This is a genomic window from Collinsella sp. BG-O-102, from assembly GCF_023656745.1.
Classification (GTDB): Bacteria; Actinomycetota; Coriobacteriia; order Coriobacteriales; family Coriobacteriaceae; genus Collinsella.
On the sequence record NZ_JAMOKO010000006.1, the window covers coordinates 108,091 to 129,110 of the forward strand.

Annotated in this window: 17 protein-coding genes; 5 read left to right on the forward strand and 12 right to left on the reverse strand. The window is 59.8% G+C overall.

Annotated elements, in window-relative coordinates; genetic code table 11:
* Positions 1-35: 35 nt before the first annotated feature.
* Positions 36-1,883, reverse strand: a complete 1,848-nt coding sequence (gene glmS / locus NBH09_RS04610; RefSeq protein WP_250787209.1) for a glutamine--fructose-6-phosphate transaminase (isomerizing) — start codon at positions 1,881-1,883, stop codon at positions 36-38.
* Positions 1,884-2,195: 312 nt separating this feature from the next.
* On the opposite strand from glmS, the gene NBH09_RS04615 reads away from it, so the two are divergent.
* Positions 2,196-3,305, forward strand: a complete 1,110-nt coding sequence (locus NBH09_RS04615) for a LacI family DNA-binding transcriptional regulator (RefSeq protein ID WP_250787210.1) — start codon at positions 2,196-2,198, stop codon at positions 3,303-3,305.
* A 113-nt stretch (positions 3,306-3,418) separates the two neighbouring features.
* On the opposite strand, the gene NBH09_RS04620 is transcribed toward NBH09_RS04615, so the two are convergent.
* On the reverse strand, positions 3,419-4,069 hold the full coding sequence (locus tag NBH09_RS04620) for an HAD family hydrolase (protein ID WP_006235623.1): 651 nt from the start codon (positions 4,067-4,069) through the stop codon (positions 3,419-3,421).
* A 173-nt stretch (positions 4,070-4,242) separates the two neighbouring features.
* Between NBH09_RS04620 and larE the strand changes: the two genes are divergently transcribed.
* Entirely contained in the window at positions 4,243-5,121 is an 879-nt protein-coding gene (larE, locus tag NBH09_RS04625) for an ATP-dependent sacrificial sulfur transferase LarE (RefSeq protein WP_138113575.1), read from the forward strand.
* Between the two features lie 782 nt (positions 5,122-5,903).
* On the opposite strand, the gene NBH09_RS04630 is transcribed toward larE, so the two are convergent.
* The 6 genes from NBH09_RS04630 to NBH09_RS04655 form a co-directional block, all read right to left on the reverse strand.
* On the reverse strand, positions 5,904-6,356 hold the full coding sequence (locus tag NBH09_RS04630; RefSeq protein ID WP_250787211.1) for a PTS sugar transporter subunit IIA: 453 nt from the start codon (positions 6,354-6,356) through the stop codon (positions 5,904-5,906).
* An 11-nt stretch (positions 6,357-6,367) separates the two neighbouring features.
* On the reverse strand, positions 6,368-7,306 hold the full coding sequence (locus tag NBH09_RS04635) for a transketolase family protein (RefSeq protein WP_006235618.1): 939 nt from the start codon (positions 7,304-7,306) through the stop codon (positions 6,368-6,370).
* Positions 7,306-8,136 carry a transketolase gene (locus NBH09_RS04640; protein WP_250787212.1) on the reverse strand — a complete coding sequence of 277 codons (831 nt, stop codon included), beginning with the start codon at positions 8,134-8,136 and terminating at the stop codon, positions 7,306-7,308. Before NBH09_RS04640 ends, NBH09_RS04635 begins: the two co-directional genes overlap by 1 nt.
* Before the next feature lie 63 nt (positions 8,137-8,199).
* Positions 8,200-8,883: a fructose-6-phosphate aldolase gene (fsa, locus tag NBH09_RS04645; RefSeq protein ID WP_006235616.1), complete on the reverse strand. Its 684-nt coding sequence runs from the start codon at positions 8,881-8,883 to the stop codon at positions 8,200-8,202.
* Positions 8,884-9,008: 125 nt separating this feature from the next.
* The gene (locus tag NBH09_RS04650) at positions 9,009-10,283 is read right to left on the reverse strand and encodes a class II D-tagatose-bisphosphate aldolase non-catalytic subunit (protein WP_006235615.1); all 1,275 of its coding nucleotides are present in this window, start codon (positions 10,281-10,283) and stop codon (positions 9,009-9,011) included.
* 144 nt (positions 10,284-10,427) lie between these two features.
* Positions 10,428-11,900, reverse strand: coding sequence for a PTS fructose transporter subunit IIC (locus NBH09_RS04655; RefSeq protein WP_006235614.1), 1,473 nt, complete (start codon positions 11,898-11,900; stop codon positions 10,428-10,430).
* A 415-nt stretch (positions 11,901-12,315) separates the two neighbouring features.
* Here NBH09_RS04655 and NBH09_RS04660 point away from each other — a divergent pair, with 415 nt between their 5' ends.
* Both NBH09_RS04660 and NBH09_RS04665 read left to right on the forward strand, forming a co-directional pair.
* Positions 12,316-13,326 carry a LacI family DNA-binding transcriptional regulator gene (locus NBH09_RS04660; RefSeq protein ID WP_040359542.1) on the forward strand — a complete coding sequence of 337 codons (1,011 nt, stop codon included), beginning with the start codon at positions 12,316-12,318 and terminating at the stop codon, positions 13,324-13,326.
* Positions 13,327-13,445: 119 nt separating this feature from the next.
* Complete coding sequence (locus NBH09_RS04665) at positions 13,446-14,411, forward strand: DNA/RNA non-specific endonuclease (protein ID WP_250787213.1); 966 nt, start codon at positions 13,446-13,448, stop codon at positions 14,409-14,411.
* Between the two features lie 112 nt (positions 14,412-14,523).
* Here the strand turns inward: NBH09_RS04665 and NBH09_RS04670 are convergent, their stop codons facing one another.
* The 4 genes from NBH09_RS04670 to NBH09_RS04685 form a co-directional block, all read right to left on the reverse strand.
* Entirely contained in the window at positions 14,524-16,599 is a 2,076-nt protein-coding gene (locus tag NBH09_RS04670; protein ID WP_035138729.1) for an elongation factor G, read from the reverse strand.
* Positions 16,600-16,909: 310 nt separating this feature from the next.
* Positions 16,910-17,674 carry an amino acid ABC transporter ATP-binding protein gene (locus tag NBH09_RS04675; protein ID WP_117848579.1) on the reverse strand — a complete coding sequence of 255 codons (765 nt, stop codon included), beginning with the start codon at positions 17,672-17,674 and terminating at the stop codon, positions 16,910-16,912.
* Complete coding sequence (locus tag NBH09_RS04680; protein WP_117848580.1) at positions 17,667-18,320, reverse strand: amino acid ABC transporter permease; 654 nt, start codon at positions 18,318-18,320, stop codon at positions 17,667-17,669. The genes NBH09_RS04675 and NBH09_RS04680 overlap by 8 nt, the downstream gene beginning before the upstream one ends.
* Complete coding sequence (locus NBH09_RS04685) at positions 18,320-19,168, reverse strand: transporter substrate-binding domain-containing protein (RefSeq protein ID WP_199412418.1); 849 nt, start codon at positions 19,166-19,168, stop codon at positions 18,320-18,322. Before NBH09_RS04685 ends, NBH09_RS04680 begins: the two co-directional genes overlap by 1 nt.
* A 338-nt stretch (positions 19,169-19,506) precedes the next feature.
* Here NBH09_RS04685 and rlmD point away from each other — a divergent pair, with 338 nt between their 5' ends.
* On the forward strand, positions 19,507-20,955 hold the full coding sequence (rlmD, locus tag NBH09_RS04690) for a 23S rRNA (uracil(1939)-C(5))-methyltransferase RlmD (protein WP_250787214.1): 1,449 nt from the start codon (positions 19,507-19,509) through the stop codon (positions 20,953-20,955).
* The last annotated feature ends 65 nt before the right edge of the window (positions 20,956-21,020 follow it).

Consider the following 21,020-nt stretch of genomic DNA (forward strand, 5'->3'; position numbering starts at 1 on the left):
GAGCCGGGCCTTGGTCGCTAGAACGACAGAACCAACTACTCTACCGTGACGCTCTTGGCGAGGTTGCGGGGCTGGTCAACATCGCAACCGCGCAGGATGGCTACCTCACGAGCAAGCAACTGCAGCGGGACGCTCGCCGTGATGGGGCTGAACACGTCGCGGACGGCCGGCACGCGAATAATGCAGTCAGCGATCTTGTTGATTTCCTCGTCGCCCTCGGTGGCAACTACGATGACCTTGGCACCGCGCGCCTTGCACTCCATAAGGTTCGACACGGTCTTGTCGTAGGTGGCACTCTTGGTGGCCACAGCGATGACAGGGAAGCCCAGGTCGATCAGGGCAATGGGGCCGTGCTTCATCTCACCGGCGGCATAGGCCTCGGCGTGCAGGTAGCTGACCTCTTTGAGCTTGAGCGCGCCCTCGTAGGAAATAGCGGCACCCATGCCGCGACCCACAAACAGTGCGGACTGCGCGTCCTTGCACAGCAGGGCGGCCTCATGAACGGCCTCGGTTTGGGTATCCAAAATCCACTGGATCTGCTCGGCCGTATCGGAAAGCTCGCGGAACAGCATACGCGCCTGCTTGGTGGTCAGGCGGTACTTGACCTGCGCCAACAGCAAAGCCAAAAGCGTGAGGCTCACGACCTGACCGATGAAGCTCTTGGTCGAGGCAACTGCGATCTCCTTGTTGGCCTTGGTGTAGATGACGCCGTCGCTCTCACGCGCCACCGGGCTGCCCACCACGTTGGTGATGCCGAAGACCTTGGCACCCTTGATGCGCGCGTCGCGAATGGCGGCAAGGGTATCGGCCGTCTCGCCCGACTGGGACACGGCAACGACAAGCGTCGTCGGCGTAATGATGGGATTGCGATAGCGGAACTCGCTGGCCGCCTCAACCTCGGTAGGGATGCGAGCCCAGCCCTCGATAAGGTTCTTGGCAATGAGACCGGCATGGTAGCTGGTGCCGCAAGCGATCACGTAGACGCGGTCGATATCGTTGAGCTCCTCGAGCGAAAGGCCCAGTTCATCGATATCGAGCTCACCGGCGGGGGTCATGCGGCCCACCAGGGTATCGCGCACGACGCGCGGCTGCTCATGGATCTCCTTGAGCATAAAGTCGGGGTAGCCACCCTTTTCGGCCATGTCCAGATCCCAGTCGATATGGGTAACCTTGGGCTCAATCACATTGCCGGCCTCGTCGGTATACTCGACGCCTGCGGGCGTGAGCTTGGCAAACTGGCCGTCCTCGAGCACCACGACGTCGCGGGTTGCGTCGATGAGCGCGATGACATCGGAAGCAACATAGGAGCCGGTTTCGCCCACGCCGACTACGATCGGGGAATCCTTGCGGGCCACGGCGATCACGCCAGGCTCATCGGCGGAAACGGCGGCCAAACCATAGGCGCCCACCACGTGGGTGCAGGCCTCGCGCACGGAGGCCATCAGGTCGTGCGTCTCGGCATAGGCCTCTTCGATCAGATGCGCGAAGACCTCGGTATCGGTCTCGCTCTTAAAGTGGTGGCCTCGACCCTCCAACTCTTCGCGCAGCTCGGCGAAGTTCTCGATGATGCCGTTGTGGACGATGGCGATACGACCGTCGCAGCTGGTGTGGGGGTGAGCGTTAACGACGGAGGGCTTGCCGTGGGTGGCCCAACGGGTGTGGCCGATACCGCAGGTAGCGTCGCTGTCGATGTTGGAAAGCTCGCTCTCCAAGCCCGCGACCTTGCCCACGCGGCGGATGACGTCGAGGTGCACCGCGGCGTCCTCGCCCACCTCGAGCGCGACGCCCGAGGAGTCATAGCCGCGATACTCCATACGCTTGAGGCCCGTGACCAGGATGTTCTTTGCAATATCAGAGCCGGTGTAGCCGACGATTCCGCACATAAGATAAATCCCTTCGTTCGCGTGACTGCAAGACGTCCACGCACAAAGGGCGCTGAGACGTACAACGTTCGAGTATTGTACTCACGCAAACGCAAGCTGATATACCAGAAGTGGTATCTCAACTTAGATACCACTCGATGCACACACGTCCAGCCGGTCCAAACCACCACAAAGGTACCTGCCCCCTTCGTGGTGGTCGCGCTGGCAACAGCGTTTCCCCAGATAAAACCTGCCAAAATAAACCTGTCCCTTTTTGGAAGGTTTGGAATGCTACAATCTGGCTTGTACTTGAAACGCATCAAAGGGGCCGCTATGGCAAAGGTTAAAATCAGCGACGTCGCGCGCGAAGCCGGGGTTTCGTTGGGCACGGTTTCCAACGCGCTCAACCATCCCGAAAAGCTGCGCCCCGAGACCCTCAAGCTCATCAACGAGACCATCAGTCGCCTTGGCTACCTGCCCAACCAAAGCGCTCGTCAGCTCGCGGGCGGCGCCACCAAGTCCTTTGGCCTGGTGCTCCCCCGTCTCGATCACGGCTTTTCGCTCCAAATCGCCAGCGGCGCCCACAACGAGGCCCGCAAGCACGGCTACGACTTGCTCATCGCCAACGCCGATAACGACGATATTCTCGAGGACCATTACCTGCGCTACTTTATGGGCACCCAGATGTCCGGCGTCATGGTTCAGCCCATGGCATCCCCCGACTGGCACCCCGCCATGACCAAGATGCCCGTGCCGATCGTCCATCTGGACATCCATTGCTCCGAGCCCGGCTACTACGTAGCGGCCGACAACGAGGCCCAGGGTCGCATCATTGCCGAACTTGCTATCGCCCGCGGCGCGCACCATATTGTCGTCGTCGGCCGAGCAGTATTTATGCAACTCACCCTGCGCGTCCTTGGCATTCATAAGGCGCTCGCCCTGCACCCCGATATCAAGATCGAAGTCATTGACGCCGGCGAGTGGAACACGGCGGCCGACGGCTATGGTATCGGCAACCAAATCGCCGAGCGCCCCGCGGACGAACGTCCCGATTTTGTCGTCGGCCTGACCGATGTGTTGGCCTCGGGCGTCGTTTCGGCACTGGTCGACAAGGGCATCTCTGTCCCCGGGCAAGTACGCGTGGCCGGATGCGACGGCAACCCGCTCGCTTGGAGCGGATCGGTCCCGCTCACTACGGTAGCGCCCCCGGGCTACGAGATTGGCCGCAAGGGTGTCCAACTGCTGATGGAGCAAATCGAGAACAAGGCCCCGGCAAAGATCAAGCATATCCGTGTCGGCTCCGCAGCGCGTACCGTCACCGCAGTCGCCGCCGAGGATATCAACCGCCAAGAACTGGTACGTCCGTTCCTGCTGGAACGCGCCAGCACCCGGGCAAGCAGCCAGACCGACGCCACGGCCATCAACCTCGGCGCGTATCTATAGCACGCCCGCAAGTATGCTAAGTCGCCGCTCAAGCAAAAGAGGCCCGACCATTGCCGGACCCCTTTTGTTTAAGCGCAAACGTAAGCAATTGCTCGTTTCAACGCCGCAATTGTCTAGCGCACGGCTTTGACCGCCGCCGCCAGATCGAACAGCGTATCGAGCACGGCCTCGCAGCCATCCACCACGTCCTGCGGCAGCGGCACGATATCGGGGACGGCAAAGACATGGCAGCCGGCCGTAATGCCCGAGACGCAGCCGTTGCGCGAATCCTCGACCACGGCACATTCCTCGGGAGCAAAGCCCGCGCGCTCGCAGGCGAGCAGATACATCTCGGGGTCGGGCTTGCCGTGCACGACGTCCTCGCCACACGTTACCGTTTCAAACTTGTCAAAGAGGCCAACCATCTTAAGGTTGCGCTCGGCCGTAACGAGGCGCGACGACGTCGCTAGACCAACGTGATAGCCCGCAGCCAGCAGCTCGTCTAGGCACTCGGCGGCGCCGGCCTTAAGTTCCAGTTCGGTCTTGACCATCTCGTCGCGAATCTCCTTGTGGCGGACATAGACCGCCTCGGTGGTTTCGTGGCTGCCGTAATGCTCATCAAGGATGTCCATGACATCGGGCAGCGTGCGGCCGATAAACTGATGGATCAGCGCTTCATCAATCGCGAGCCCCAGCTCAGCGGCGCCTGCCTTCCAGGCCTTAATCCCCAAACGCTCGGTATCGACCAGCGTTCCATCCATGTCAAAAATAACAGCCTTGATCATATCGGTCCCCCATCGACTCTCGCTGTCGCGTTGCTGCAACTCTACCGCATTTGGCAACTTGTATATAACGTATATACCATATTGCACTTTCGTTACACAGATAGAAGTCTTATGGCAAGTAACGCATTAGGATTATAGTTTTCGATCGAGTACTCAGCGATAAGGAACGTTTCATGATTTTAGACACCACGGCACCCGCAGAGGAGCTTCAAGACAAGCTATCGGCGCTCGAACAGCTGCTTTTGGCATACGGGCGCGTGGCTATCGGGTTTTCCGGCGGCGTTGACAGCAGCTTTTTGGCCGCCGTATGCGCCCGCATCATGCCTACCAATACCCTCCTCGTCCATCTCACCACGCCGCTCATCGGCACGCCCGAGCAGGCTTCGTTTGAGCAGTCCGTTGATGGACAAGCCAATGAAGGGGCGCATTTTAAGCTCCCCGTGCTCAATCTTTCGGTCGATCAGTTGCAGCTCCCCCAAGTAGCCTGCAACGATGCCAATCGCTGCTACCACTGCAAGCACGCTGGCTTTACCGCCATCGTCAACCACGCCAAGTCGCTCGGCTTTCCCACCGTCATCGATGGCAGCAATGCAAGCGATCGCGGTGACTACCGCCCCGGCATGCGTGCGGCAGAAGAGCTCGGCGTACGCTCACCCCTTATGGAGGTCGGCTTTACCAAGGACGAAGAGCGCGAGCTGCTGCGCGCATGGGGTTATCCCGTTTGGAACCTGCCGGCGGGAGCATGTCTTGCCACGCGCGTCCCCACGGGCGAGGAGCTTACGCGCGAGAAGGTCTCCCTGATTCGCGCCTGCGAGGATTACCTGCACGATCTTGATCTGGCACAGGTACGCGCGCGCCTGGTCGGCGGCTGCATGCATATCGAGGCCGCACCCGCAGATGTCGCCAAGATTGCCACCCTCGGCGGTGCCGCCGTCGACGACAAGGGCAAGACCCCGCTGCCCGCCGTTATCAAGTCCGCGCTGCGCGAACTGGGCTGCGACCATATCTCCCCCGAGGTCACCCCCTACATTCACGGCAACATGAATCTTTAAGTTACGCCGTTTTACAAACGGCGTAACCGCTCGGCGCTGCGCAGGCCCCGGGCACGGCAATCTGACGCTCAACTTCACGGGCGCGACCAAAAGGTCAGCGCCCGCTTGTTTCACGTCACCTTACCGCACCCGGAGCCCGCTCGCTCGCATATGCTCAACCTGCACTGCGTTAACTGACCTGCCAAAAAGGAACAGGTTTATTTTGGCAGGTTTTATCTGGGGAAATATCGCGAGGCAGTCGCTCCCCTAGCACCCATCAAACTTCGAGAGACGATAGAGGGGCAATTCGGCTGCATCTACTTCTTCCGATAGCGGCGGTTGCGGCTCGTCGATGAACCCATTACTTCGATGAGCCCTTTATCCGTCATTTTTGGCAGATGGTAGCTGACGGACGAATTTTGGCATTCCGTCTCTCTAAAACAAGGCGCTCATCTCTCTAACTTTAGAGAGATGAGCGCCTTGTTTTAGAGAGACATTAAGAGAGATGTATCGAATTCGCTGCTAGATTGCCTAATGCTATCTCTCTAACCAACCTTCTCTTTAGAGAGACATTTAGCGAGATGAGCGCGACCTCTCTAATCATGGGCTCCACTCTTTAAGGTGCACACTTCCTAACCGTGCCCTAAGTTGCGGTGAAATAGTCCCCGATTAACCTGCCAAAAAGGGACAGGTTTATTTTGGCAGGTTTTATCTGGGGAAACGCAAATAGGGCCGTGACACCCATACGGCGTCGCGGCCCTTTTCCTTGGAGAAGGATCAATTGATTGAACGGGATGACCGTTCTAGTCTTCGAGTCCGCTATTGATGAGCTCCGCAATCTCAACGGGATCGGTGCTCGCGCGCACCTTGTCACGGAAGCCGGTGTCCATCAGCATCACGGCAGCCTTGGAGAGCAAGCGCAGGTGCGTGGTTCCTGCCTCGCCGGCAGGCACGTACAGCGCGAGCGCAACATCGACGGGCACACCATCGAAGCTCGGCCATTCAACGGGCTCGACCAGCTTAAGCACGGCAACGCCCGGCGTGTGGATAGCATCGCTTTTGGCATGTGGAACGGCAAAACCGGCGACAAGGCCAGTCTCGGCCTCGTTCTCGCGAGCCATGAAGGCAGTCTCTACGGCAGATGCGTCGTCAGCAAAGCCGAGCTCGACGGCCTGATCGGACAAATAATGCAGGGCATCCTCGCGCGAGGCGGCGGTATACCCTATCGTCACTTGGTTGGCAGATACAAATCCCATGGAAACCTTCCTTACAACACAGACCTGACCGCAGCTTCGATGCCGTCGGCGTCCAAACCGTACTTGTGCAGCAAATCGACCGCAGGGCCGGACTCGCCATACACATCGCGCACGCCGACGCGACGCATCGGCACCGGATACTGCTCCGCTAGCACCGAGGCAACGGCCTCGCCAAGACCGCCGATAATCGAATGCTCCTCGGCAGTGACCACGCGACCGGTCTTCTTGGCGCTGGCTACAACCAGACGTTCGTCGAGCGGCTTGATCGTATGCATGTTGATGACCTCGGCATCGATGCCATCGGCAGCGAGCGCCTCGGCAGCCTCAAGCGCCTCGGCGACCATAAGGCCACAAGCGATGATGGTCACATCGGACCCCTCGCGCACGACCACGCCGCGACCAATCTTGAACTCATAGTCCTCGCAGTCGTTGATGACCGGTGTTGCCAGGCGGCCGAAGCGCATGTAAACCGGGCCCTCAAACTCATAGGCGGCGCGCACACAGGCACGAGCCTCGACGTCGTCGGCGGGAACGACCACCGTCATACCCGGAATCGTGCGCATGAGTGCGATATCCTCGCAGCACTGGTGCGTGGCGCCGTCCTCGCCCACCGAAATGCCGGCATGAGTAGCGCCAATCTTGACGTTGAGGTGCGGGTAGCCGATGGAATTGCGGACCTGCTCGTAGGCGCGACCGGCGGCAAACATCGCAAAGGTGCTCGCAAAAGCAACGCGGCCCGTGGTCGCGATGCCGGCGGCAAGACCCATCAGGTTGCTCTCGGCAATGCCGGCGTCGTAGAAGCGCTCAGGGTGCGCAGCCTTAAACTTACCGGTCTGCGTGGCGGCGGCCAGGTCGGCATCGAGAACCACAAAGTCATCGCGCTCATTGCCCAGCTCGACAAGTGCCTCGCCATAGCTAACGCGCGTGGCGACTTTCTTGACGTCTGCCATTAGAGCTCCTCCCCTGCTGCTGCGAGCTCGGCCATGGCCTGCTCAAACTGTTCATCGTTGGGTGCCTTGCCGTGCCAGCCCACCTGGTTTTCCATAAAGGAGACGCCCTTGCCCTTCACCGTCTCGGCGATAATGGCCACGGGCGAGTCGCTCACTTTGCGGGCCTCGGCAAAGGCGGCGGCAATCTGCGCCATGTCGTTACCGTCGGCGAGCTCGATCACATGCCACTTAAAGGCGCGGAACTTGTCAGCGAGCGGCATGGCCGAGTTGACTTCATCGATCGTGCCGTCAATCTGCAAGCCGTTGTGGTCGACGACGGCAACAAGATTGTCGAGCGCATGGTTGCCGGCGAACATGGCCGCCTCCCACACCTGGCCTTCCTCGCACTCACCGTCGCCCAGCAACGTGTAGACACGGCAGCCGTCGCCCCAGTGCTTAGCGGCAAGCGCCATTCCAACTGCAGCAGAGATGCCCTGACCGAGCGATCCGGTGGACATATCGATGCCAGGGGCGTCGTTCATGTTGGGATGGCCCTGCAGTCGGCTGCCAATATGACGGAGCGTCTCGAGCTCTTCGACGGGAAAATAGCCGCGATTTGCCAACACCGAATACAGGCCCGGCGCCGCGTGACCCTTGGAGAGCACAAAGCGATCGCGATCGGCCTTGTGAGGGTCGGCAGGATCGATATTCATTTCCTCAAAGTACAGATACGTCATGATGTCGGCAGCACCGAGCGATCCACCCGGGTGTCCCGACTTGGCCGCGTGAACCGCAGTCACGACACCCTTCCTGACCTCATTGGCGACCTTCGCCAGCTCCTGGTTGGTCATACGAATTCCTCTCTTGAGAACAACCCCGGCACCGGATGACGCGATGCCGGGGCAATCCACTCGTTAAGCCTGAGCGACGACCTTCTGCCAGTCAGCCTCAAAAGAGGCGAGGCCCTGGTCGGTCAGCGGATGATGCAGGCACTTCTTGAGAGCGGCCATGGGCACGGTCGCAATATCGGCACCGAGTAGCGCGGCCTGGGTCACGTGGTTGGGCGTACGAACCGAGGCGGTGATGATCTCGACGGTGTCGTCGACGTTCTTGCCCGTCCAGTCGTAGTTCTTAATGCAGGTCACGACGTTGTCGAGCTGCGAGATACCGTCCTCGGCGATGTCATCGAAACGACCGACAAACGGGCTGATGTAGCGAGCACCGGCATTGGCGGCCATAAGGGCCTGCGTCGGCGAGAAGACGAGCGTCATGTTGACGCGCACGCCAGCATCGGCCAGTGCACGGCAGGCGGCAAGGCCGGCCTCGCACACGGGAAGCTTGACCACGATGTTGGGGGCGAGGGCGGCAAGGCGCTTGCCCTCCTCGATCATACCCTCGGCAGTGGTAGCGGTAGACTCGGCGGAAACGGGCAGGCCCTCGCAGAGCTCGGCAATCTTGAGCATATGCGGCTCAAAGTCGGCAAGCTTGCCGCCGGTCTTGGCGTACAGGGACGGGTTGGTGGTAACACCGGCCAGGCAGCCCCAGCTCTTGGCCTCGGCGATCTCGTCCAGATTGGCAGTATCGATAAAGAACTTCATGGTGCAAACTCCTTCGAAGGAATCCAAAACTCAAAAAATAGGACAAAGGGGATGTCCCTTTGTCCTATGTGCCGGGCCTGCGGCTGGGACATGCCCCAGGCCCGGCGTCGTGTAGGAAAAGCTACTTAGTCCTCGAGAGCCTTCTCGATGCGGCTCGTGACGCCCTTGAGGTTAAGACCGACGACGTACTGCTTGATCGGGCGCTTGATGTGCTCGATCACAAAGCGCTTGCCGTCGATGTCCTGGGCAGCGAGGTTGCGATAGAGCTTCTCGACCTGCTCCTTGACCTCGGGATCGTTGAACGCATAGTGGCCGGAGACATCCAGGATCTTCAGGCTGAGCTCATCGTCGGCAAGGATGTCATCGACCTGCAGGTTGACGTCGTCGCCAGTCATCCACTTGCGCCAGCGCTCGGTCTTGATAGCCTTGACCAGCAGCGTGTGATACAGGTCGGAGGGGTCATCGCACAGACCGTTGTCGACCAGGATCTGCTCGGTGGCGCAGAGCTTGAGGTAGGCGCGGGTCTCCTCGGTGCCATACTGCGGAGCGACGTTGGAGGCGGTCACGTGTGCCGGGATGTGCTCGAGCAGCGTCGCGTCGTCCAGATAGTCGGCGTTGTGCTCCTTCAGGCCCACGCCATAGCGCTTGGCCATATCGGCAAGCTCGCGGGCGTTCTTGAAGTTGTAGTGACCGACCTGCTCCGTCCAGCGGGTAAGGGTGCCGGTCTGGCCGACGATAAAGGTGGGCATGGGGCAGCCGCGCTTCTCGAGCTCGGGCTGCAGCTGAGAAATGAACTCCTCGTACTTATCGGTAGAGGTCAAGCCGCCATTGGTCTCCTCGGTACCGACCTCATAGGCGACCTCGGGCAGGTTATGCTCGCGACGGTACTGCTCAAGGTAGTCGATAAGATCGATCGTGCGGCGAAGCACCACGTCGAGCGGAATAACCTTGCCGATCTGATAGGGGTCCTTGGTGGGGTCGACCATCAGCAGGTCAAAGCCCGCCTCCATGTCGGCGACGAAGGACTTGCGGGCGAGCTCCATGGCCTCGTCCTCGGGCAGGTGGGCGTTACGCTCCTCGTCGCGCTGCCACGGACCGCCGTGATCGCGGCACAGGTAGTACGGACCGGTGTAACCCACCTCGTCGGCAACCTTCTTGATGTCGGCGGCAAAGCGCGTCTGGTCCCAACCGTTGACGTAGCCGGCGCCCATCTCGTCCATATCGACCTGGTTGCGGCTGGCGATAAACATGGGCGGGAAATCCTCGTCCTTGGCAAGCTCGAACACGGCCTGAATCAGGTTGGGGCTCATGGGGCCAATGCCGACCATGGTTGCGTGATCGCCGCTATCCTGCAGCTTGAGCATGCCCTGAACGGCCTGACGGATGGTGAGGTTGGACATTTTGTTCTCCTTCTCCAGAGGATTTTTGACAAAAGTTCCCTGGGACCCAGATGTGGGCCCTATCAGTACGGATGGATTTTGTTGTGTAGGGGCGGTTGTGCGGAGTCAAATCCATCCCTCCGCACAACCGGAGTCCTTAAAGGTTTACTTGGCCTGCTTATCGAGCGTGGGCTTCATGGCAATCAGGATTGCAGCGGCGACCACGGCGCCAATCACGATGTCCAGGCAGAACAGCGCGACGTTGTTGGTGGCAAGGGCGACGATAAAGCCACCGTGCGGGACGTAGCAGTCGATGCCCTGGAAGGCGGCAAGTGCCGCACCCACGGCAGAGCCGATGCAAATGCCGGGCAGGGTGTGACCGAGGTCCTTGACCGCGAAGGGGATAGCGCCCTCGGTAATACCGATGCAGCCCATGAACAGCGCGGAGATGCCCATCTGGCGGTCAGCGTCATCGAACTTGTTCTTGGCGATGAGCGCAGCGAGGCCACAGGCGATCGGGGGAACGGCGACGGCGACGCGGAACATACCGTTAGGACCGTAGATACCGGAGGCCATGATGGCCATGGTGAAGGTCGAGGCGGTCTTGTTGATGGGGCCACCCATATCGAAGGCGGTCATAACGCCAATGACCAGACCCAGGACAACTGCGGAACCGCCCTGCAGGCTGCCGAGCACGCCGGTGAGCCAGTCCATCACAAAGCCAAGCGGCGTGGCCAGGATGTAGATATAGGCCATGCCCAGGACAAGCGAGGTCAGAATCGGGATGATCAGGATGGGCATGATGGTCTGGATGGTGTTGTTGACCTTCCAGGTCTTCATCCAGCGGACAAAGTAGCCGCAGATGACCGCCATGATCATGGCGCCCAAGAAGCCGGTCGAAACGCTGTTGCCGTTAGGGGTAACGACTGCGTTATTGACCAGGTAGCCCAGGACAAAACCGGGGGCGAGCGCGGGCTTGCCGGCCATCGAGTAGGAGATGTATGCCGCAAGCACCGGGATCATCATGGAGATGCCGGCCATGCCGATGGTGTTAAGGCTCACCATCAGCGGGTTCGTAACCTCCATGCCGTTGGCGCCGGCGGTACCGGATGCCAGCGAGAAGGCAAGAAACACGCCGCCGATAACGACGATGGGGATAAAATAGGAAACGCCGGTATTGAATGCATTGAGCAGCGTCTTGCCAGGATCGGCAAAGATAGACTGCTTGGACGCCGGTGTCGGGGCCTGCGGGGCAGCGGAGACGGCCTTCTTCTCTGCCTTGGCCTCGGCCTTGGGCGCGTCAACGGCGCCACCCGTCGCCTTGATGATCTCAATGGCCTGGTCGATGATCTTTACCGGATCGGCGATTACATCAGAGGTGCCGACCTTCAGGAACTTGCCCTCGGCCATCTTCTGCTCAAAACGGTCCTCGTTCTCGACACCCACGTCGACGGACTCCAGGACCAGGTCGGCGGAGTCCACGTCTTCCTGCGTGAGCTCATTCTCGATACCCAGGCCACCCTGAGCCTCGACCTTGCACTCGATGCCACGGGCGGCGCATTCATCCTGAATCGCCTTCTGGGCCATATACGTGTGGGCGATACCCACAGTACAGGCGGCAACGCCTACGATCTTCATTGCTTCCCTCTTTTCATAGAGTTGCGTGCGCAAGACACCGTTTGCGGAGGCCTCCGGAGCATCCCCTGCCGTTTGGACTTGCTGTCTTTTCGACAAGAACAATATAGGTGCTCGTTTTTCTTAATGCCAGCTTATTTCGGTAAACGCGCAGGTCAGAGCGTTGGTTATGCGATTTAGTTATGCGTTTAACCAAAAATGAATCCTGCGATTTTGCCCTCGATTTCAAAAGTCAAGAAGTATTTGATTTTCTCGGTAGACGGCAGATGCGCATGCCGGTCACAAATTTCGACCCCACCCGTATGCCGCATTTGTTGCATACTCATATGAAAGGAAAAAGCCGCTCACCGAAGCGTATCCTTCACCAAGACTCAAAGTCATCATGTTGGAAAATGCTCATCTGTCGGAAGGAGTCGCTGTGGCAAAACAGCGCGTTACGATCGCAGACGTCGCTCGAGAGGCGGGAACCTCGACGGCAAGCGTCTCGTATTACCTCAACGACAAACGAGAAAAGCTTAGCGAGAAGACGCAGAACAAAATCGCGCGCGTCATTAAGGAACTCGGATACGTTCCCAACGCCCAAGCGCAGACGCTCACCGGCAAGCAAACCCACGTCATTGCCATCATCATTTTGGATAACACCAACAAATGGGCGGGGCTCGTTCTCAATGGCATGGAGCAGGTCATGCTCCCCGCGGGCTACCAGACGGTCGTTTGCACGAGCAACTTTAACCCCGAGACCGAGCTCATGTACGTCGACAAGATGCTCTCGCTGGGCGTCGATGGCTTTATCATCCAGCCCACGGCAAACTTCAAAGCCGTGCATGACCGCATTAGACGCGCCGGCAAGCCGGTCGTCTTTTTCGATGCGGCCATCTATAGCCCAGGTACCAGCTGGATCAAAACCAACCTTTACGACGGCGTGTACAACGCCACACAGGCACTCCTCGACGCCGGCTACGAAGATTTCTTTTCCATTGCCGCCAACATGACCGAAATGCGCACCCGCATGGAGCGTTTTCAGGGGTATGCCGAGGCGCTGGCAGCGAACGGGCAGCTCTACAAAGCGATTCCCATCGATCACAACAAGCCGTCAATCAACGAGCTCACTGAATACTTTAAATTCAAGTTCAATCCCGCCAAGCGAACCCTTATCTTCGTGCAAAATCAGTGGGCACTTCCCCGTGTCTACAAGGCCCTCCAGCCAATGGCCCATCTGCTTCCGCAGCAAATCGGCCTTTTGGGACTCAACTGCGAAGACTGGACTAATCTCACCACACCGACCGTCTCCACCATCATCGAGCCCGTCGACCAAGAAGGTCGCGAAGCAGCCGAGATGCTGCTCGCCCTACTTGACGGAAGCAGCGAACCCGGCGAGCAGCGCATTCTCGAGTGCAAGCTCAACTGGCTCGACTCCACCTCGATCTAGACCGCGGGACAAATGAATCAGTAGCGTTTGTCTCAAATCTTAAGTATTTGTTCGACAGAACGGCCCTTGCCGGCTCCTGCTAGACTGGTAGATTCCCAACCGTCCATCCAGGAGCCTCAATGTCGCGCAAGTCCGCTTACAAGCAAGTACTTTCCATCGGCACCGCCGTGGTGCTGGGGTTTGCGCTGTTTACGGGATCGATCGACGGAGCGCCCAAGCTGTTGTCGCCGCAAAGCGATGAGCAGGCGGCGGCTCTGGCCGAGAAGCAAAGCGAGAGCCCCAACCGCACCGACGACGAAGCGGACTTGGTCGCCCGGCTCGAATCGGGAACAACGAGCTCCGAGGACTCCGGCGATGGCTCCGAATCCGCCACGACCAACACCAACGGCAACGTTGCCGAGGACAGCGCCGCCACCCCCATCGACGAGGTTGAAAACCCCGACCTCAACCGCGCCCGCGGTGTTTATCTCAGCAGCATTCCCGACTACGCCGGCAACCCCTACGTTGCCCTTCGCGCCGACAGCACGCACCCGCTCGGCACACCGTCATTCACGCTCGATGAATACGAGCGCGCCACCGAAGAGGGCTGCTTTAAGAAGTTCTCCAAGCTCGACAGCCTGGGCCGCACCCGCAAAGCACTCGCCTGCGTGGGCCCCGAATCACTCGGTCAAGGCGAGCGCGGCGATATCTCGCGCATCCATCCTGCCGGTTGGCACCAGCAGCGCTACGACTTTATTCCGGGCCAGAGCCTCTACAACCGCTGCCACCTTATCGCCTGGTCGCTCTGCGGCGAAAACGCCAACCGCAAAAATCTCCTCACCGGCACGCGCTATCTCAACGAAACGGGCATGCTGCCGTTTGAGGAGCAGATTCTCGGCTACATCCGCGACACGGGCAACCATGTGCTCTACCGCGTCACGCCCATGTATAACGAAGAGGAACTTGTCTGCCGCGGCGCGCGCCTTGAGGCGCAATCGGTCGAGGACCACGGCAAGACCCTCTGCTTCCACGTGTACTGCTACAACCTGCAGCCGCACGTGCAGATCGACTACGCCACCGGCCGCAACCAGGCCTCGGGGAACTAGCCCCAAGCCACGACAAGAACCGATTTGCAACCCACCGGGGATCAAAAAGGGCCGCCCCGGTTACCCAGGGCGGCCTTTTCGTCAGCACCTACATTGCAGGCAAAATCACACGCTACTTGGCGCGACCCTCCTCATAGCGCTCGACCAGCTTGGCCTGAACGTCATAGGGCACCTGCTCGTAGCCGGCGGGCTTCATGGTAAAGTCACCCGTGCCGCGCGTGATAGAGCGCAGGCGCGTCGAGTAATCCGTCAGCTCGGCGAGAGGTGCCTGCGCGATAACCACGGTGTCTCCGCGCTCATCGGTCTCCATGCCTGTCACGCGACCGCGCGAGGCCGAGATGTCGCCCATCACGGCGCCGGCGTAGCTCTCGGGAATAGTCACCGTGATTTCCTCGATGGGCTCCAGCACCACCGGGTCGGCATCGGCACATGCCTTGCGCAGGCCGATGCGAGCCGCCGCGCGGAACGCCATCTCGTTGGAGTCGACGCTGTGATACGAGCCGTCGTACACAGCCACGCGAATGCCCGTGAGCGGATAGCCGGCAATGATGCCGTCCTTCATGGTCTCCTGGACGCCCTTGTCCACGGCGGGGATCAGCGAGCGCGGAATGCGGCCGCCCACGACCTCGTCCACAAACTCATAGCCATCACTCGTGCCGTCGGGCCCAATGAGCGGCTCCACGCGCAGCCAGCAGTCGCCGTACTGACCGGCGCCGCCGGTCTGCTTCTTATGGCGGCCCTGGGCACTTGCCGTACGGCGAATGGTCTCGCGATACGGAATGCGGATCGGCACGCTCTTGGCTACGACCTTGGTGCGATCCTCCAAACGATTGAGCAGCACCGAAACCTGCGCCTCACCAACGGCGGAGATAATGGTCTGGCCGGTCTCCTCGTCGCGGTCGATGCTCATGGTCGGATCGGCCTTGCAGGCCTTCTCGATAAACGTGTAGAGCTTCTCTTCGTCGCCGCGATTCTCGGCCTCGATGGCAATGCGGTACTGCGAGTTGGGGAACTTAAACGCCGCAGCCTCGACCTTGCCGGTAATCGAGAGCGTATCGCCCGTCTCGGCCGCCAGCTTGGGTGCCACGATAATGTCGCCGGCATAGGCGTGACCGACCTCGGTCATGTCGCGGCCGCACATCACATACAGGTGAGCCAGACGGTCGCCCTTGCGGGTACGCGCGTTGATCAGCTCAAGACCCGGCTCAAGCGTACCCGTCAGCACCTTGATAAAGCTGATGCGACCCTGCTGCGGATCGGCCAGGGTCTTAAACACAAACGCCACCGGACGGTCATCGTCGCTCGAAATCTTGAGCGAATCGCCGTCGATAAGCGGCATCTCGCCGTAGTCGGTCGGCGCCGGGAAGTACGTCGCGATGTCGTCCATCAGCGAGTTGACGCCCTGCTCCTTAATGCAATCGCCCGCAAAGACCGGCACAAAGATGCGCTCGGCAATCGCCTTCGACAGCAAGCCCTCAAGCTCCTCCTGCGTCAGTGTCTCCTCGCCTTCCAGGTACTTCATCATCAGCTCATCGTCGGCCTCGGCCACCAACTCGCACAGATGGTCATGGGCCTCCTCGGCCTGGGCACGATACTCCTCGGGAATCTCCGACTCAACGGCTTCGGTGCCGTTGCAATGGCGCGCCTTCATGCGCACCAGGTCGATGATGCCGTCAAAGTCCTCGCCCTCGCCCCAGGGAAGGGTCACGGCGCCCAGGCGCGTGCCAAAGCGCTCCTGCAGCAGGTCCATCGTGGTCGCAAAGCTGGCCTCGGAGCGCGACAGGCGGTTTACGAACACCGCACGCGCCAGGCGCAGGTCCTCGGCGGCATACCAGAGCTTAACCGTCGTAGGCTGCGGGCCGGCCTCGGCGTCGACCACAAACAGAGCCGTCTCGCAGACGCTCATCGCGGCAAAGGCGTCGCCGATAAAATCGGGGTAGCACGGGGCATCGAGCACATTGATGCGCGCGCCCTTCCAGTCGATTGGCGCAATGGTCGTCGAGATGGAGAATGAACGCTTGACCTCTTCAGGGTCATAGTCGAGCGTAGGCTTGGTGCCGTCGTGGCCGCCCAGGCGGGCGGTCTTGCCGGAAAGGTGGAGCATGGCTTCGGCGAGTGAAGTCTTGCCCACCCCGCCTTGGCCTACGAGCACCACGTTCCTTACGTTACCGGTCTTGGGAGCACCCATGATGACCTCCTTGCAGGGCCGCGCGCAATGCGCGACGCCAACGGGGAGAGTTCGCGGTCGGTGCCATCCCGGGAGCAGCATGGTCGGCAGCCGAGCCGACTCACCCTCCAAATGTCCTATGCCACCACCCTACCCTCACGGGCGGCTGTCCATGCATACCTTTCGGCGCACGTATGAATACAGGCGGCGAGAGGAAGAGACAAGCTTGTGAGGCGATTATTGAACCCCGTCGATGCAAACAAAAAGCCGCCACAGACCGTAAGACCTGCGGCGGCTTCGCCTCAATTAATAGTTGAGTAAATACCTGAGCCTATCCCTCGATACGGCTCAAGAACTCACGCGTGCGCTGCTCGCGCGGATGGTCGATAACCTGCTCGGCAGGACCCTCCTCGACAATACGACCGCCATCCATAAAGACCACGCGGTCGGCAACATCGCGCGCAAACTGCATTGCGTGGGTCACGATCACCATCGTCATATTCTGCGCAGCGAGGTCCTTAATGACACGCAGCACCTCGGCCGTCAGCTCGGGGTCGAGCGCCGAGGTCGGCTCGTCAAAGAACAGGATCTCCGGGTCGAGCGCTAGGGCGCGGGCAATACTCACGCGCTGCTGCTGACCGCCCGAAAGCTCACACGGCACCTTGTTCTCGTTGCCCGTCAGCCCCATTTGCGTAATCAGCTCGTGGGCGCGGGCTTCCGCCTGCTCGCGCGGACGCTTGAGCACGCGAATCGGCGCATCGGTGATGTTTTTCATCACGGTATAGTGCGGAAACAGATTGTAGTTCTGAAACACCAGGCCAAATCGCGAGCGCGCCTGTTTGGGCACGTCGCCTTTCGCATATACCGCACCCAGCCCCGCATCCGTCGCAACGGCAAGGTCTCCAAACGAGAGCGAGCCTCCGTCGAGTGTCTCGAGCAGCGTGGCACACCGCAGCAGCGTGGACTTGCCGCCACCCGAAGGTCCGATAATCGCCACGACCTCGCCACGCTTCACCTCAAGCGAGATATCCTTGAGCACCTCATTGCCGCCAAACGCCTTACGCGCGTTCGATATATTCATTACCGAATTAATCATGGTAGTAATCCAATTTTTTCTCGGCAGCGCCCAGCAGCATCTCGACGACGAAGTTAAAGACCCAGTAGATCAGCGCCGCGATTGCAAACGGCACCATGCTCACCTGCGAGGCGACCAGCGCCTTGGCCGTCGAGAACATCTCACCCACGCCAATGGCAAACGCCAGCGACGTGTCCTTGACCAGTGTGATGATCTCGTTGCCCATCGCCGGCAGAATACGCTTGGTGACCTGCGGCATCACGATATACAGAAACGTCTGCATGCGCGAGTAGCCCAGCACCTCGGCGGCCTCATATTGACCGCGCGGAATGGACTGCAGGCCCGATCGATAGATCTCGGCAAAATAGCCGGCGTAGTTGATGATGAACGCCACGACGCACGCCGTCCACTTGGAATCGGGCGTGAGCGAAATGCCAAACACGTAGTACGGGGCAAAGTAGATGGCAAACATCTGCAGCATGAGCGGCGTGCCGCGCATGACCGAGATATAGATGCGCGCGATCCAGCGAAGCGGCGCGATTTTGCTCATGCGCATAAACGCCACGGGGATTCCCAGCGGAATCGACCCCAACAGCGTCAGCACAAACAACTGCAAACTGACCAAGAAACCCTGGCCAAGCATCTGTATCATGACCTGAATAGACATTACTTGAGCACCCAATTATCGAAAGATAGACCATAGCTTGAATACTTGTCGCACAGGTCCTTAACCGTGCCGTCCTCGTAGAGCGCCTTGAGCGACTCGGTCACGGCGTCGGCCGACTTGGTGTCGCCCTTCTTAAAGCCGACGGCGTAGTGCTCGCTGGACAGCGGCTCATCAAGCTGCGTATAGGCATCGGGCTTGGCGGCAAGCTGATACTGGGCAATCGAAAGGTCGCAAGCCACGGCATCGACCGCGCCGCTCTCGAGCTGCATAAAGGCCGTGTTGTACTCGCCGATCGTGTCGAGCGTGGCAAACGTCGCCGCCAGATCCTTCTGGTCACCCTCAAGCACGTCCTGCGCAGCGGAATCAGTCTGGGTAATCACAGTCTTGCCGGCAAGATCGTCCCAGCCCTTGATGCCCGCATCTTTCTTTACCACCAGCACCTGCTCGTTGAGCATGTACGGCTCGGAGAACGTGTAGTCGTCCTCACGGCCCTCCATGGTAAAGCCGTTCCAGATGCAGTTGATGGCGCCCGAGTTAAGCAGCGTATCCTTGGCGTCCCAGTCGATGGCCTCGTATTTGACCTCCCAGCCCTGCTTATCGGCAACAGCCTTGGCCAGATCGAGATCAAAGCCGGTGTACTCGCCATCGTCGCCCACAAAGCCGTACGGAGGATAGGACTTATCAAAGCCCACCACGAGCTTCTTGGACTCCGCAGCGCCCTTCACGTCCTTGGCTGCAGCGGAACCCTTATCGGCACCACCGCCGCAACCGACAAGACCAAGGCCAAGCACCATGGCGAGCGAGCCGGCTAGACCAACAAACTGACGACGAGACATATCGGTATTCATGGTGTTCCCCCTTGGTGGCACTTTAGTTAGGTAAAGTGAGTCATGTAACGTTCAGAATCATACACTTTAGCGTGATAGAGCACAAGGCGAGTTTGCCCGCCGCGTGAGGGGTGTGGGGGTTAAGTTTCCTGCTCTACAGTCCTGCTCACGACGGAGGCCACATTAAGTGGCCTCCTGTTCGTGCGGAACTCGCGATAAACTTAACCCCCACACCCCTCACGCGGCGGGCAACCGTCGTTGGGCTTATCACTGACACGAATAAACCGCTTGCATATCGTCTGCTGGCTTGGCACGGTACAATACTTGCAGCTTTAATTCATGAATAAGTGGAGTTATTGATGGCAGAATCTCGTGCGGAGCGTAGGGCTCGTCGTGCTTTGGTGGAGGCGGTTGAGGGGTCGAAGGAGGAGAAATCTTCTTCGAAATCCAAGTCTTCTAAAGCTGCAAAAAGCAAATCGACCAAGAACAGGGCTAAGGCCAAGCGTCCCGGCTCTCGTCGGAGCGAGGATAAGGCTTCTCAGACTCGCTCCAAGCGCCCGTATAAGAATCCGGCTCCGTCTGCGCGCAAGACCGTTGATTCCAAGTCTCCTTGTTCCATCATGAAAGATTGCGGTGGGTGTACGGCGCTCAATCGTCCTTATAAGAAGCAGCTCGCCGCCAAGCAGGCCGCCATGGAGGAGCTTTTTGCTGCTCTTTGCGAGCGCGAGGGTATCAGCGTCGACCCCATTCGCGGTATGGGAGTCACCCTGGGCGACCCGGGCAAATATCCTGCGCCGCGTGGCTTTCGTCATAAGGCTGCCACTCCCTTTGCTCCCGGTAAGGAGGACGCCGTCCGTTGCGGTTTCTTTGAGCGCGGCACGCACAAGATCGTTGCCGTACCCGAATGCCCCGTCGAGGCACCGGGCGCCCGTCAGATTCTCAACGGCATCGCACGCGAAGCTGAGCGGCTGCATATTCCCGCCTTTAATGAGGACAAGCATCTTGGTTTGCTTCGCTATGCCGTCGTCCGCTGCGGTTGGCGTACCGACCAGGTCATGGTCACGCTCGTGACCGCTCAGCGCGACTTGCCGCATGCGCAGGAGTTCTTTGAGGCTGTCGCCGCACTCGATCCGCGCATCGTCACCGTCGCCCAAAACATCAACGGACGCCCCGGCAACGCCATCCTCGGCGAGGAAACCCGCATCGTGTATGGCGCCGAATGCATGCGCGATCAGCTGCTCGGCTGCGAATTCGACATCTCCCCCACCGCGTTTTATCAGACCAACCCGCAACAGACTGAGCTGCTCTATCAGCTCGCTATCGACGGCATGGATTTGCACCAGGGCGATGTGCTCATGGATGCCTACTGTGGCAGCGGTACCATCGGTCTTTGCGCAGCTAAAGATGCCCAGAACAAGGGTATCGGCATTATGCTGCTCGGCGTGGAGCGCAACCCGGCGGGCATTGCCGACGCACGTCGCAATGCCGAGCTCAACGGCCTCACCCGCAGCGCTTGGTTTATGGCCGACGATGCCACCGACTACATCCTAGATGCCGCCGACAACAACGAACGGGTCGATGTCCTTTCCATCGATCCGCCGCGCGCCGGCTCTACCCCCGAGTTCCTCGAAGCTGCCTGCGCACTTAAGCCGCGCCGCATCACCTATATCAGCTGCAACCCCGTGACCCAAGAGCGCGACCTGCACCAGCTCCTCGACGGAGGCTATCGCCTGCTCAAGATCACGCCCGTCGACATGTTCCCCCACACCGACCACACCGAAACCGTAGCGGTCCTCGAACGCCGCTAACCAACCTCAGTAGATTTTTGGGACAAGAAAGGGGGCGACCCGTCTGGGCCGCCCCCTTCGCTTGG